The sequence below is a fragment of the Streptomyces sp. NBC_00988 genome, from assembly GCF_045162645.1.
Taxonomy (GTDB): Bacteria; Actinomycetota; Actinomycetes; order Streptomycetales; family Streptomycetaceae; genus Streptomyces.
The window spans coordinates 8,447,652-8,461,483 of record NZ_CP108730.1; the positions used below are offsets into that span (position 1 = coordinate 8,447,652).

Sequence of the window (13,832 nt, forward strand, 5' to 3'; positions counted from 1 at the left end):
CTAACGCTCCTGCTGGTGAGTGGGGCTGGGGAAGCTGCCGGTCTGGCCGGTACCCGTACCGGCCTGTCGACCCTGTGCGATGCCCCGACGGAGATTGGTCAGCCGGCCGCGTACGTCATCAGGCGCACGCGAGACCTGCGGACCGGTTTGGTGCTGTTGCTGCTGAGCCGTGCCCGGGACGAGGTTCGCCCTGGGCACCCGGCGCGGCAGGCCGGAGGTGGTGACGCCGCCCGCGGCCGGTTGCCGTACACGCTCTGCCTGCCGGACGAGGTCGTCGTTCGGCGAGCTGCGCCACGTACCGCCCGTGGGACGTTGGGGGGGTGTCGCCGGAGCCGACGGTGCCTGCGGCTGCGGGGCGGGAGCGGAGCCGTTGGTCTGGCTCTGCTGTTCCGCCTGCTGGCCGTGGAACCAGTTGGTTTCCAGCGTGTCGTACAGCGGCGTCCTGCCGTCACCGGGACCCGTGGCAGGCGGCAACGCCTCGGGCTCCTGGCGGGTGGGACGCTGCGGGGCGGGCGGCCGCCCGGAGCCGAGGTCGGCGCCGTTGCGGTTCCCGTTGACCTGCGGCCGCTCGAACTGCCCGGTGTTCGCGGGGTTCTGACGGTTCGGCAGATTGTGCTGACCGGTGGAGCCGTTGTCAAAGCCGGGTGTCGCGAACTGACCCGTGGAGCTGGGGTCGTACGCCTGCGGGACGGCGAACTGTCCCGTGTTGGCCGGGTTCGACGGGTTGTTGGCCGGGCTGTTCGGGGCGCCGAAGACGTCCGAGCGGACGAACTGGCCGCCGTTCTGCGGGGAGTTGGCGCCGGGACGCGGGGCGTCGAACTCCGGCCGCGGGAACGAGCCGGTGTCCGCCGGTCCACCCGCACCGGGGCGCGGCAGCTGCCCGCCGCCCTGCGATCCGTTCGCACCGGGACGGGCGAACTGCCCTGTGTCCTGAGGCCCGTTGCCGCCCTGCCGGGGGAACTGGCCGGTGTTCTGCGACCCGTTGGCGCCGGGACGCGGGAACTGGCCCGTGTTCTGCTGCCCGTTGGTGCCCGGTATCGCCGGCATCTCCGTCGTGGCCGCGGGGCCCTGGCGGTCGTCGATGCGCGGCATCCGGGAGGTCTGCTCCGCGTCCCGCTCGTCGTGACCGCGCGGGGCGTCGAGGTTGCCGCGGCCCAGCGGGGGCTGCGCGTTCTCGTCGCTCCAGCTCGGGCGCTGGCTGTTGTTGCCGCCGGGCAGCTCGGCCCGCGCACCACCGCGCGGCGGGAGCTGCGGCTGACGCCCGCGACGCCGGCCACCACCGCGGGGCGGCTCGGGCTCGTCGTTGCTCGTGCGCTGCGGCGGCACCGGGTTGCCCTGCGGCGGGGGTCCGCCGAAGGCGTCCTGGCGACCGTCGCCGAAGCCCTGCGGGGTACCCGTACCGGCGGCCTGCATACCCTGCGGGACACCCGGAGCCTGGCCGAAGAGACCGGCACCGGAACCCGCGGCCGGACGGCCCTGCGGCGCCGAGGGACCCTGAGGCCCACGCGCACCGCCCGGACCACCGGGACCGCCGGGTCCACCCGGACGTCCACCGCCCGTACCGGGCAGCGCGGCCCGCGGGCCCTGACCGGCACCGACCGCGCCGCGCGGAGCGGCCCCGGCACCGAGAAGTCCACCGTTGCCTGCGGGCGCACCCGCGCCGAGCGCGGAACCGGTCTGGCCGTTGCCCCGGCGGGCCGCACCGGCACCGGCCGCGGCAGCCGCCGCGGCGGAACCGACGGCGGCCTGACCGGGCTTGCCCGGAGCGGGCTTCTTGCCGCCCTGGGCGACGTCGACGGGAAGCATGACCAGCGCGGTCGTACCACCGGAGTCGGAGGGACGCAGCTGGATGCGGATGCCGTGGCGCTGCGAGAGGCGGCCGACCACGAACAGACCCATGCGGCGGGAGACCGAGACGTCCACGGTGGGCGGCGAGGCGAGCCGCTCGTTGATCGCCGCGAGGTCCTCGGGGGAGAGGCCGATACCGGTGTCGTGGATCTCGATCAGGACGCGGCCGTCGGGCAGCGCGTGACCGGTGACCTTGACCTTGGTCTGCGGCGAGGAGAAGGAGGTCGCGTTCTCCAGCAGCTCGGCGAGGAGGTGCACGAGGTCGTTGACCACACGGCCGGCCACTTCGGTGGTCGGCACGGAGGAGAGCTCGATGCGCTCGTACTGCTCCACCTCGGAGGCGGCGGCGCGGAGCACGTCGACCAGCGGGACCGGACGGGTCCAGCGGCGGCCGGGCTCTTCACCGGCGAGGACCAGGAGGTTCTCGCCGTTACGGCGCATGCGGGTCGCGAGGTGGTCGAGCTTGAAGAGCGAGGACAGCTGGTCCGGGTCGGCCTCGCGGGACTCCAGCTCGGAGATGAGCGAGAGCTGACGCTGGATGAGGCCCTGGGAGCGGCGCGAGAGGTTGGTGAACATCGCGTTGACGTTGCCCCGCAGGAGGGCCTGCTCGGCGGCGAGGCGGACGGCCTCGCGGTGCACGTCGTCGAAGGCCGCGGCCACCTGGCCGATCTCGTCCCGGGAGTGCACACCGACCGACTCCACGGACGTGTCGACGTCCTGCGGGTCGGACTCGGAGAGCTGCTTGACCAGCTCGGGCAGCCGGTCCTGGGCGACCTTGTTGGCGGTCTCCTGCAGGCGGCGCAGCGAGCGGATCATGGACCGGGCGATGACGAAGGCGCCGACGAGGGAGACACCGAGCACGAGCAGGATCAGCGCACCGGAGATGATCGCCTCGCGCTCGGAGGCGGAGCGCAGCTCGCGGGCCTTCTGCTCCATGTCCTCAAGGAGCGTGTGCTCGATCTTCTTCATCTGCTCGATCTTGGTCGAGCTGTCGTCCACCCAGTCCTTGTAGGACCGCTTGTCCAGCGAGGCCAGGCCGTTGGCGTTGTCGAGGACGCGCTGGGCGTAGGTGTCGGCCGACTCGATGGTCGGGTTGCCGTCCTCGATGGGCGCGATGAGTTCCTCGGCGCCCTGGTTGCCGTAGATGTTGCGGAAGATGCTCAGTTCCGACTTCTCGCTCTCCAGAGCGGAGTCGGCGTAGAGCCGGTCGTTGGCGGAGAGGTTGCCCTGCTGCGTGTTGTTGTTCGGCAGGGCCGCCGCGATCACGGCGCGCTGCACGGACGAGAACTCCTTGGCGGCGGAGAAGGCCGCCAGGGCGCGGGTGCGCTGGATCATCTCCGGGTTGCTGGTCGCCTCGGCCATGTCCTGCGAGAGGTCCAGCAGCTGGCTGATCAGACGGTGGTAGGCGTCGACCGTCTGCGTCGAGTTGCCCTTCGACTGGTACGCCGACTTGCGGATCTTGTCGAGGTTGTCCAGCTCGGTCGCGAGACCGACCAGGCTCTCCCGGACGCCCTGGAGCTGGCCGGTCTTGCTGGCGCTGTCCACCTCTTCCGAGGCGTTGATGAAGTTGTCGCGGGCGCGGTCGGTCTTCTCCTCGTAGCCCTTGACCTCGTAGTCGGTGGCCTTGCCGCCGTGCGAGAGGGGACCGGCCGACTGGTCGCGCTCCTCCTGGAGCGCGGTGGCCAGCTCGGTGGCCTGCTTGGTCATGTCCGTCAGCAGCTTCATGTTGTCGAGCTGCTGGATGTCGGTCATGGAGTCGCTGATGCGCAGGGCGCCCAGCGAGGTGGCCGCGACCACCGGGAGCGCGAGCAGCGAGACCAGACGCGTGGAGATGCGCCAGTTACGCAGAGCGACGCGCGATCCGGGTCCTGGAGTGCCCGACGGCGGCTTCACCGAGGGCGTGGGGGTCGGGGCTGCGGACACACCGGGGCGCCCGGGGCCTCCACCGTCGCCTGACGGTGCCGGGCCCGGGTTCTGGGCGTGCTGGGGCGAGGAGCTGCCGGTCTTGGGGCCAGCCCCGCCATGCGGCTCCGGCTCCGCCGAAGCACTGCCATCCCTCTTGAAACGTCCCTGCACTAGCGTCGCAACCTCTGGACCAGGCGCCCCTCCGCGCGAACGGAAGGACGGTGTCGGCGTCTTAGGGAGCGCCCTGAACGCGCCCCCCAGTGTGTGGTCGTGAGTGACCGGCGCTCCCCCTTCCGCCGCCCTCGGCGCTGCGTTGCGCCCTCTGCGCGCCGGGCTGATTCTGCGGCGGTCCGTGGAATTCCAGCACAGTGCCGGATCTCCAACAAGGCCCGTAGGCCAGGCTGTGACCTGTGTGACACCGCGTGAGGGGTGCGTCACGAGACGTAGAAAGCTATTCACCCCAAAGGGTGCATATCCCCACGACCCCTGAGGGCATGCCATGTGCCCAAGTCGCCATGATCAGGAGCGGAATGACAGCTTCAAGGGGGCAATGTCCGTTTCGTTGAGGTGAGTTGGGGGTCCGAATTGGACGCTTTGACCATACGGCCGTGAGCAAACTCACACGCAGATCAGGGGCTCTTCGCGTCTTCGGCCCGGAATTGGATGTTTAGCCTGACGCTTTACATGAGGGCACATACTGCCAACCACCCACCCACGGACGACGAGGGTCGAGTACAACAGTGAAGACCACGATGATGTTCCGCAACATTGCCAATCCGCGCCGCACGACGCTGGCACACCTCACGGACGCCGAGCCGCTGCAGGCGCCGGAGCTGCAGGAACACTCGCTCGACCTGCCGGCCCAGACCGCCAACCCGCGCCGCACCATCCTCATGGAGATCCCGGTCACCGCCGCCGCGGAGTAATCGCGCGAGCAGGGCTCCCGCACCGCGTTAGCCTGGAGCGTCAGACTCCAGCCAGCTCAGTGAGGGGCGCCAGGATCCCGTGCGCATCGCCAGATTCTCCATCGACGGGAACGTCGCCTTCGGCGCGGTCGAGGGCGACAAGCCGGACGAGCTCGTCCTCGACATCATCAAGGGCATCCCGTTCGCGGACTTCGAGCTCTCCGGTACGAAGGTCCCGCTCAGCAAGGTCAGGCTGCTGCCGCCGGTCCTCCCGAACAAGATCGTCGCCTACGGCCGCAACTACGCCGAGCACGCCCGGGAACTGGGCAACGACGTGCCGGACGTCCCCTTCGCCTTCTTCAAGCCGTCCACCTCGGTGATCGGCCCCGGCGACGACATCCAGTACCCCTCCTTCACCGAGGACCTCCACCACGAGGCCGAACTGGCCGTCGTCATCGGCCGGATGTGCCGTGAGGTCCCGCGCGAGCGCGTCAAGGACGTCATCCTCGGCTACACCTGCGCCAACGACATCACCGCGCGTGACGTCCAGAAGCGCGAGAAGCAGTGGGCCCGGGCCAAGGGCTTCGACACCTCCTGCCCGCTCGGCCCCTGGGTGGAGACGGACCTCGACCCGAGCGACCTCACCATCCAGCTCACGGTCAACGGACAGCAGCGGCAGCTCGGCCGCACCAGCGAGATGATCCACTCGATCGAGGATCTCATCGTCAACATCACCGAGGCCATGACGCTGCTCCCCGGCGACGTGATCCTCACGGGCACCCCGGCAGGCGTCGGACCGCTCACCGTCGGCGACGAGGTCGCCGTCTCCATCGAAGGCATCGGCACTCTCACCAACAAGGTTGTCAAGCGTGGCTAGCGCACCCGTACGCGTCCGTTTCTGCCCCTCGCCGACCGGCAACCCGCACGTGGGCCTGGTCCGCACCGCCCTGTTCAACTGGGCGTTCGCCAAGCACCACCAGGGCACCCTGGTCTTCCGCATCGAGGACACCGACGCGGCCCGCGACTCCGAGGAGTCGTACGACCAGCTGCTCGACTCGCTGCGCTGGCTGGGCTTCGACTGGGACGAGGGCCCCGAGGTCGGCGGCCCGCACGCGCCGTACCGCCAGTCGCAGCGGATGGACATCTACAAGGACGTCGCGCGGAAGCTCCAGGACGCCGGCCGCGCCTACCACTGCTACTGCTCCACGGCCGAGCTGGACGCCCGCCGTGACGCCGCCCGCGCCGCCGGGAAGCCGTCCGGCTACGACGGCCACTGCCGCGACCTGAGCGCCGAGCAGATCGACGCCTACAAGGCCGAGGGCCGCAGCCCGATCGTCCGCTTCCGGATGCCCGACGAGACGATCACCTTCACGGACCTGGTCCGCGGCGAGCTGACGTTCACCGCGGAGAACGTGCCGGACTACGGCATCGTCCGGGCCAACGGCGCCCCGCTGTACACGCTGGTCAACCCGGTCGACGACGCCCTGATGGAGATCACCCACGTCCTGCGCGGCGAGGACCTGCTCTCCTCCACCCCGCGCCAGATCGCCCTCTACAAGGCGCTGATCGACCTGGGCATCGCCAAGGAGATCCCCTCCTTCGGGCACCTGCCGTACGTGATGGGCGAGGGCAACAAGAAGCTCTCCAAGCGCGACCCGGAGTCCTCGCTCAACCTCTACAGGGAGCGCGGTTTCCTGCCCGAGGGACTGCTCAACTACCTTTCCCTGCTGGGCTGGTCGCTCTCGGGCGACCGGGACGTCTTCTCGATGGACGAGATGGTCGCGGCCTTCGAGATCTCCGACGTGAACCCGAACCCGGCGCGCTTCGACCTGAAGAAGTGCGAGGCGATCAACGCCGACCACATCCGGCTGCTCGACGTGAAGGACTTCACCGAGCGCTGCGCCCCGTGGCTGCGGGCCCCGTTCGCCCCCTGGGCGCCGGAGGACTTCGACGAGGCCAAGTGGCAGGCCGTCGCGCCGCACGCGCAGACCCGCCTGAAGGTGCTGTCGGAGATCACGGACAACGTCGACTTCCTGTTCCTGGCCGAGCCGGTCGAGGACGAGGCGTCCTGGACGAAGGCCATGAAGGAGGGCTCGGACGCCCTTCTCCGCACGGCCCGGGAGAAGTTGGAGTCCGCGGACTGGACCTCGCCCGAGTCCCTCAAGGAGGCCGTCCTGGCCGCCGGTGAGACCCACGGCCTCAAGCTCGGCAAGGCGCAGGCCCCGGTCCGCGTCGCCGTCACCGGCCGCACGATCGGCCTGCCGCTCTTCGAGTCCCTGGAGATCCTCGGCAAGGAGAAGACCCTCGCCCGGATCGACGCGGCCCTCGCCAAGCTGGCCGCGTAACGCACGCGCGCGTGAAGGGGCGGCAGCCGCAACGGCCTGCCGTCCCTTCGGCGTTGTCAGTGCGGGGCGTTAGGGTTCCGGATCATTGAAGATCGTTCAGGAGAGGCGCCTTTCATGCCGATGACCGCTCGTGACTACACCTGGCTGTTCACGCCGGGCAGCGAGTTCAGGGAGGACGAGACCGGCACGGTCGGCGTGATCCACCTCGTCGACGGCGGCCAACTCTGGCTCCCCACCGGCCAGGTGACCGCCTGCGACCCCTTCGTCGGCCTCGGCCAGGGCGAGGCCGAACCCTTCACGGTCGCCGTGACTCCCGGCCACTACCGGGTCGAAGCGGCCGTCGCCACCCTCACCCGGCCCGACCAACTCCCGTCCGACGACCCCCACTTGCGCGTGGCCGCCGCCCGCCTGGTCATACGGGACGAGCCCACCGCCGCCTGGGAACTCGCCCTCCAGCCCGGCCAGGACCTCGCCGAACTCACCGAGGACGAGTTCTACGGCTACGGAGTCGACGCCGGTACGGGCGCGTTCTACGACGCGTCGGTCGACGGCTCCTTCCCGGAGTGCGAGGGCGACGCGGGCCCGCTGTGGGACGCCTTCGAGCAGAACAAGTGGGCCCCGGGACCCCACCTGATCACCGCCCCCGACACCGGGCACAACCTGGCCGCCTTCACCTCCGGCTGGGGCGACGGCGCCTACCCCACCTGGATCGGCCGGACGGCGGCCGGTGAAGTCACCTGCTTCGTCACGGACTTCTTCGTCGTCCCCGAGTGACGACAGGCAGGGGGGAGACGCGCCCCCGGGCTCCGGGTTACCGTCGGATCATGACCATTCGGGCCGTTGTCTGGGACGTCGACGACACCTTGTTCGACTACACGGGAGCGGACCGCGCGGCCATGCGCGAGCACCTCCTGGCCGAGGGACTGGCCGACGGGCACGAGAGCCTGGCGGACGCCCTGGAGCGCTGGCGGCTGGCCACCGAGTTCCACTGGGCACGCTTCTCGGCCGGCGAGGTCTCCTTCGAGGGACAGCGGCTGGACCGCGTCCGGCTGTTCCTGGACCGGGAGTTGACCGACGCCGAGGCCGAGGACTGGTTCCAGCGCTACAAGGCCCACTACGAGACCGCCTGGGCCCTCTTCCCGGACGTCCTGCCCGTCCTGGACGCCCTCGCGGCCACCCACCGGCACGCCGTCCTCTCCAACTCCAGCCTCATCGTCCAGGACCGCAAACTGCGCGCCCTCGGTGTCCACGACCGTTTCGAGGCCGTCCTGTGCGCGGCCGAGCTGGGTGTCTCCAAACCCGAGGCGGGCGCCTTCCTCGCGGCCTGCGAGGCGCTGGAACTGCCGCCGCACGAGGTGGCGTATGTCGGAGATCACCCCGAGATCGACTGGCAGGGTGCCGCGGACGCCGGACTGCTGTCCGTGTGGATCGACCGTCACGGCGCGCACACTCCTGGTGAGGCCCTCGTGGGGCGGCACCGGATCGCCTCGCTCGCCGAACTCCCCGCGCTCCTCGGCGCTGATACCCGTTTTGGAGCCCCGTCCACCTTCAGGTAATGTTCTTCCTGCGCCGCCGGAGAACAGACCGAAAGGTCGGCTACCTGGGGGCGAACGCTAGAACAAGATCCCGACAGGGATTGAGTCTTAGTGGCCTATGGTGTAATTGGCAGCACGACGGTTTCTGGTTCCGTTAGTCTAGGTTCGAGTCCTGGTAGGCCAGCTCGCAGAGCTCATCTGCAACCGCAGAGGTCAACTCTGCAAAGCCCCCGTTGTGTAGCGGCCTAGCACGCTGCCCTCTCACGGCAGTAGCGCCGGTTCGAATCCGGTCGGGGGTACAGATCCTTCCCAGGAAGGTGGTCCGGGTCGCACCCGCCACCTCTCATGCAGGATCGCTAGGGCCCCCGTTGTGTAGCGGCCTAGCACGCTGCCCTCTCACGGCAGTAGCGCCGGTTCGAATCCGGTCGGGGGTACGCTTTACCTTGAATCACCTTGGTCTATGGTGTAATTGGCAACACTACGGTTTCTGGTACCGTCATTCTAGGTTCGAGTCCTGGTAGACCAGCTTTGATCTGCGGAAACGCACGATCTGGGCCCCCGTTGTGTAGCGGCCTAGCACGCTGCCCTCTCACGGCAGTAGCGCCGGTTCGAATCCGGTCGGGGGTACGTACAGCAGAGCCCCTCCACTTCGGTGGAGGGGCTTTCGCGTTGTCCGCCCGGTGCGTCAACTCGGCGTGGTTCACCAGGAGTTGGGGGACCGGACAGGACGAAGGGCCTGCCGCGGCGTTGAGGCAGGCCCTCCTTGAGATGTTCCCGGCGGATCAGCCGGTGCGGCGCAGGGCCTCGGAGAGGCGGGCGGCGGCGTCGATGACCGCCTGGGCGTGCATACGGCCCGGGTGACGGGTCAGGCGCTCGATGGGGCCGGAGACGGACACGGCGGCCACCACGCGGTTCGAGGGGCCGCGCACCGGCGCCGAGACGGACGCGACGCCCGGCTCGCGCTCGCCGATCGACTGGGCCCAGCCCCGGCGCCGTACGCCCGAGAGGGCCGTGGCCGTGAAGCGGGCGCCCTGGAGGCCGCGGTGCAGGCGCTCCGGCTCCTCCCAGGCCATCAGGATCTGGGCCGAGGAGCCGGCTTTCATCGTGAGCGTCGAGCCGACCGGGACCGTGTCCCGAAGTCCGGACAGACGTTCCGCCGCGGCGACGCAGATGCGCATGTCGCCTTGGCGGCGGTAGAGCTGCGCGCTCTCGCCCGTGATGTCCCGCAGATGCGTGAGCACCGGGCCCGCCGTGGCGAGCAGACGGTCCTCGCCGGCGGCCGCGGCCAGCTCGGCGAGACGGGGGCCCAGAATGAACCGGCCCTGCATGTCGCGCGCCACCATGCGGTGGTGTTCCAAAGCCACGGCCAGCCGGTGTGCCGTGGGTCGTGCCAGCCCGGTCGCCGCGACCAGACCCGCGAGGGTGGCCGGACCGGACTCCAGAGCGCCCAGGACAAGGGCTGCCTTGTCCAGGACGCCGACGCCGCTACTGTTGTCCATGAAACGATACTCGCGTCTCACTCTGTGAAACGCAAGTTCCTTTTTTCGTGAGACGCGCAACTCTTGTAGGCACAGCGGCCCGCGGACCAACGGGCCAGGCGGCGGCTGCCCGTGAACCAGGGGTGCGAGCGCCGTCTCCTCAAAGATCTCTAGTTGGGCCGGCGCTGTTTCGCCGGCCGGAGGGAAAGCGATGGGTAGGACACTCGCGGAGAAGGTCTGGGACGACCACGTCGTCCGGCGCGCCGAGGGCGAGCCCGACCTCCTCTTCATCGATCTGCACCTGCTGCACGAGGTGACCAGCCCGCAGGCCTTCGACGGTCTCCGCCAGGCCGGGCGTCCCGTGCGGCGCCTCGACCTCACCATCGCCACCGAGGATCACAACACCCCGACCCTCGACATCGACAAGCCCATCGCGGACCCGGTCTCCCGGGCCCAGCTGGAGACGCTGCGCAAGAACTGCGCCGACTTCGGTGTGCGCCTGCACTCCCTGGGCGACGTCGAGCAGGGCGTCGTCCACGTCGTAGGCCCGCAGCTGGGGCTGACCCAGCCCGGTACCACGGTCGTGTGCGGTGACTCCCACACCTCCACCCACGGCGCCTTCGGCGCTCTGGCGTTCGGCATCGGCACCTCCCAGGTGGAGCACGTGCTGGCCACCCAGACGCTGCCGCTGGCCCGCCCGAAGACCATGGCCATCACGGTCGACGGCGAACTGCCCGACGGCGTCACCGCCAAGGACCTGATCCTCGCCATCATCGCGAAGATCGGCACCGGCGGCGGCCAGGGCTACATCCTCGAATACCGCGGCTCCGCCATCGAGAAGCTCTCGATGGAGGCCCGCATGACCATCTGCAACATGTCGATCGAGGCCGGCGCCCGCGCGGGCATGATCGCCCCCGACGAGACCACCTTCGAGTACATCAAGGGCCGCGCCCACGCCCCGGAGGGCGAGGACTGGGACGCCGCCGTCGCGTACTGGAAGACCCTGAAGACCGACGCGGACGCGGAATTCGACGCCGAGGTCGTCATCGACGGTCCCTCGCTGGCGCCGTTCGTCACCTGGGGCACCAACCCCGGTCAGGGCGCGCCGCTTTCGGCGTCCGTCCCCGATCCGGCTTCGTACGAAGACGCTTCGGAGCGCTTCGCCGCCGAAAAGGCCCTGGAATACATGGGGTTGGAGGCCGGCCAGCCGCTGCGCGACATCAAGGTGGACACCGTCTTCGTAGGTTCGTGCACCAACGGCCGTATCGAGGACCTGCGTGCGGCCGCCGCGATCGTCGAGGGCCGCAAAGTCGCCGACGGCGTACGGATGCTGGTCGTCCCGGGCTCCGCGCGGGTCGGTCTGCAGGCCGTCTCCGAGGGCCTGGACGTCGTGTTCAAGGAGGCCGGCGCCGAATGGCGGCACGCGGGCTGCTCGATGTGTCTGGGCATGAACCCGGACCAGTTGGCGCCCGGTGAGCGCTCCGCGTCCACCTCCAACCGCAACTTCGAGGGCAGGCAGGGCAAGGGCGGCCGCACGCACCTCGTCTCGCCGCAGGTCGCCGCCGCGACCGCCGTGCTGGGCCACCTGGCCTCGCCCGCCGACCTGTCCGACGCCCCTGTGCCCGCTGGAGTCTGAGAGTCATGGAAGCATTCACCACGCACACCGGCCGGGCCGTCCCGCTGCGCCGCAGCAACGTGGACACCGACCAGATCATCCCCGCCCACTGGCTCAAGAAGGTGACCAGGGACGGCTTCGAGGACGGGCTCTTCGAGGCCTGGCGCAAGGACGAGAACTTCATCCTCAACCGCCCCGAGCGCAAGGGCGCGACGGTCCTGGTGGCCGGCCCCGACTTCGGTACCGGCTCCTCGCGTGAGCACGCCGTGTGGGCGCTGCAGAACTACGGCTTCAAGGCCGTCATCTCGTCCCGGTTCGCCGACATCTTCCGCGGCAACTCGCTCAAGAACGGCCTGCTCACGGTGGTTCTGGAGCAGAAGATCGTGGACGCGCTGCAGGACCTCACCGACAAGGACCCGCAGGCCGAGGTCACGGTCGACCTGGAGGCCCGCGAGGTGCGCGCCGAAGGCATCACCGCCGCCTTCGAACTCGACGAGAACGCCCGCTGGCGGCTGCTGAACGGCCTGGACGACATCTCCATCACCCTCCAGAACGAGGGCGACATCTCCGCGTACGAGGCCAAGCGCCCCTCGTACAAGCCGCGGACGGTCCAGGTCTGACCCGAAGGACCTCACGAGGCCTTCCCCGAGTCGAGATTCGGCCACGCGACACCCCGTCTGTACCCCCGATCGCCACGATTGGGGGTACAGCCATGTCTGCACCCGAACGGCCCTGCGCGCCTGCAACGCTTTGCTCAACTCCCTGTGTTAGACAGGGTGTTGACGGGGTAGGCGCAGCTTTGAGCCAAGGCTGCCGCCGGGCTCCGGAACGCTGTTTGAGGCACCAGTTGCTACCCCCGCAGGCGACAACTCGCCCCAGATGGCACAATCTGTGCATGGAACACGACGGCCAACTCAAGCTCTATGCGGCAGTCGCGGACCAACTCAAGGAAGCGCACACAAGGGTGCGCGCACTGCAAGTCCCGGAGGGCGTACGGATGGCGCTGGCCCGGAAGCTGCTGGTCATTACGGCCGCGGCCAAGCACGATCTCGCCGACGCGACAAGGCGGCTGGACCGGTTCACAGAGGACCTCGACGCGGGTCGATTCCCGGAAGAGGAACGCTGAAACAAGTCCAGGACAGCCGAGTTCGTTGCGGCGCACGGGTGATTAGCCCGTTTCGTGTTTGATTTGCGGTATATATCTGCCTAACGTGCGAAAAAGCCGGATCAGTTTCGTTCCGGCAATGTCTCCGAAGGGGAAGACGTGAACAAGGCGCAGCTCGTAGAAGCGATTGCGGACAAGGTCGGTGGCCGTCAGCAGGCCGCCGAGGCGGTCGACGCGGTTCTGGACGCAGTCGTCCGTGCCGTCGTCAATGGGGACCGTGTCTCGGTCACCGGCTTCGGTTCGTTCGAGAAGGTCGACCGTCCGGCCCGTTACGCCCGCAACCCCCAGACGGGCGAGCGGGTTCGGGTCAAGAAGACCTCCGTGCCGCGCTTCCGCGCGGGCCAGGGTTTCAAGGACCTGGTGAGCGGCTCGAAGAAGCTCCCGCGCGGCGGCGAGGTCGCCGTCAAGAAGGCGCCCAAGGGCAGCCTGAGCGGCACCGCTTCGGCGACGGTCAAGAAGGCCGCGGCCAAGAAGACCACCGCGAAGAAGGCCACGGCCGCCGCGAAGAAGACCGTGGCGAAGAAGACCGTCGCCAAGAAGACGGTCGCGAAGAAGGCCACGGCCAAGAAGGCCACCGCCAAGAAGACCACGGCGACGGCCAAGAAGACGGCGGCCAAGAAGGCCACCGGCACCGCCAAGAAGGCGACGGCCAAGAAGGCCCCCGCCAAGAAGTCGGCGACGCGCAAGACCACCGCCAAGAAGGCCACCACCCGCTAGTCACGGGGCGCAGGGCACTCACGCGCCGGGCCGGACTCCCTCTGGGAGTCCGGCCCGCGGCGTGTTCAGGAGCGTACGGAGGGGGAGCGTACGGAAAGGGTGTTCAGAAGGTCTGCAGCGTCACCAGCGTGACCCTGAGGCCGTCCTGGGGCCCCTCGGTCTCGATCCGCACCCGCTGTCCCGGCCGCAGCAGCCGCAGCCCGCCCGCGTCGAACGCGGCGGCGTCGAAGGACACCGGGGTGCCGTCGTCGAGCAGCACACTTCCGGTACGGGTCCCGGCGTCGTAGGTGTAAGCGGTCGCCTGCATGGGCGCAGCCTA

12 protein-coding genes and 5 tRNA genes are annotated in these 13,832 nt (G+C 69.4%); 14 read left to right on the forward strand and 3 right to left on the reverse strand.

Annotated features, from left to right (window positions below):
• Positions 1-3,924, reverse strand: a complete 3,924-nt coding sequence (locus tag OG496_RS38905; RefSeq protein WP_405974199.1) for a nitrate- and nitrite sensing domain-containing protein — start codon at positions 3,922-3,924, stop codon at positions 1-3.
• 569 nt (positions 3,925-4,493) lie between these two features.
• Between OG496_RS38905 and OG496_RS38910 the strand changes: the two genes are divergently transcribed.
• The 10 genes from OG496_RS38910 to OG496_RS38955 all read left to right on the forward strand — a co-directional run bounded on the left by OG496_RS38910 (position 4,494) and on the right by OG496_RS38955 (position 9,165).
• Positions 4,494-4,679 (forward strand): hypothetical protein, encoded by a 186-nt coding sequence (locus tag OG496_RS38910; RefSeq protein WP_366490153.1) that lies wholly within the window; start codon positions 4,494-4,496, stop codon positions 4,677-4,679.
• Between the two features lie 79 nt (positions 4,680-4,758).
• Entirely contained in the window at positions 4,759-5,535 is a 777-nt protein-coding gene (locus OG496_RS38915; protein WP_365607918.1) for a fumarylacetoacetate hydrolase family protein, read from the forward strand.
• The gene (gltX, locus tag OG496_RS38920; RefSeq protein WP_405974200.1) at positions 5,519-7,003 is read left to right on the forward strand and encodes a glutamate--tRNA ligase; all 1,485 of its coding nucleotides are present in this window, start codon (positions 5,519-5,521) and stop codon (positions 7,001-7,003) included. Before OG496_RS38915 ends, gltX begins: the two co-directional genes overlap by 17 nt.
• Positions 7,004-7,117: 114 nt before the next feature.
• A complete protein-coding gene (locus tag OG496_RS38925) occupies positions 7,118-7,777 on the forward strand; it encodes a DUF4241 domain-containing protein (RefSeq protein WP_405974201.1) in 660 nt (219 codons plus the stop codon).
• 50 nt (positions 7,778-7,827) lie between these two features.
• Positions 7,828-8,559: an HAD family hydrolase gene (locus OG496_RS38930; RefSeq protein ID WP_405974202.1), complete on the forward strand. Its 732-nt coding sequence runs from the start codon at positions 7,828-7,830 to the stop codon at positions 8,557-8,559.
• A gap of 91 nt (positions 8,560-8,650) precedes the next feature.
• Positions 8,651-8,722: transfer RNA gene (locus OG496_RS38935), tRNA-Gln, on the forward strand.
• Between the two features lie 42 nt (positions 8,723-8,764).
• Positions 8,765-8,837: transfer RNA gene (locus OG496_RS38940), tRNA-Glu, on the forward strand.
• Positions 8,838-8,899: 62 nt separating this feature from the next.
• Positions 8,900-8,972, forward strand: a tRNA-Glu gene (locus tag OG496_RS38945).
• A gap of 20 nt (positions 8,973-8,992) precedes the next feature.
• A tRNA-Gln gene (locus tag OG496_RS38950) sits at positions 8,993-9,064 on the forward strand.
• A 28-nt stretch (positions 9,065-9,092) separates the two neighbouring features.
• Positions 9,093-9,165 (forward strand) — tRNA-Glu (locus OG496_RS38955).
• 155 nt (positions 9,166-9,320) lie between these two features.
• On the opposite strand, the gene ndgR is transcribed toward OG496_RS38955, so the two are convergent.
• Complete coding sequence (gene ndgR, locus OG496_RS38960) at positions 9,321-10,037, reverse strand: IclR family transcriptional regulator NdgR (RefSeq protein WP_019068721.1); 717 nt, start codon at positions 10,035-10,037, stop codon at positions 9,321-9,323.
• Positions 10,038-10,227: 190 nt separating this feature from the next.
• Here ndgR and leuC point away from each other — a divergent pair, with 190 nt between their 5' ends.
• The 4 genes from leuC to OG496_RS38980 all read left to right on the forward strand — a co-directional run bounded on the left by leuC (position 10,228) and on the right by OG496_RS38980 (position 13,513).
• Positions 10,228-11,652: a 3-isopropylmalate dehydratase large subunit gene (gene leuC, locus OG496_RS38965; RefSeq protein ID WP_033282692.1), complete on the forward strand. Its 1,425-nt coding sequence runs from the start codon at positions 10,228-10,230 to the stop codon at positions 11,650-11,652.
• A 5-nt stretch (positions 11,653-11,657) separates the two neighbouring features.
• On the forward strand, positions 11,658-12,251 hold the full coding sequence (gene leuD / locus OG496_RS38970; RefSeq protein WP_405974203.1) for a 3-isopropylmalate dehydratase small subunit: 594 nt from the start codon (positions 11,658-11,660) through the stop codon (positions 12,249-12,251).
• A 275-nt stretch (positions 12,252-12,526) separates the two neighbouring features.
• Positions 12,527-12,757, forward strand: a complete 231-nt coding sequence (locus OG496_RS38975) for a hypothetical protein (RefSeq protein ID WP_033282690.1) — start codon at positions 12,527-12,529, stop codon at positions 12,755-12,757.
• Between the two features lie 138 nt (positions 12,758-12,895).
• Positions 12,896-13,513, forward strand: coding sequence for an HU family DNA-binding protein (locus tag OG496_RS38980; protein ID WP_405974204.1), 618 nt, complete (start codon positions 12,896-12,898; stop codon positions 13,511-13,513).
• Positions 13,514-13,616: 103 nt separating this feature from the next.
• Here the strand turns inward: OG496_RS38980 and OG496_RS38985 are convergent, their stop codons facing one another.
• A complete protein-coding gene (locus tag OG496_RS38985) occupies positions 13,617-13,820 on the reverse strand; it encodes a hypothetical protein (protein ID WP_328678684.1) in 204 nt (67 codons plus the stop codon).
• Positions 13,821-13,832: the final 12 nt, after the last annotated feature.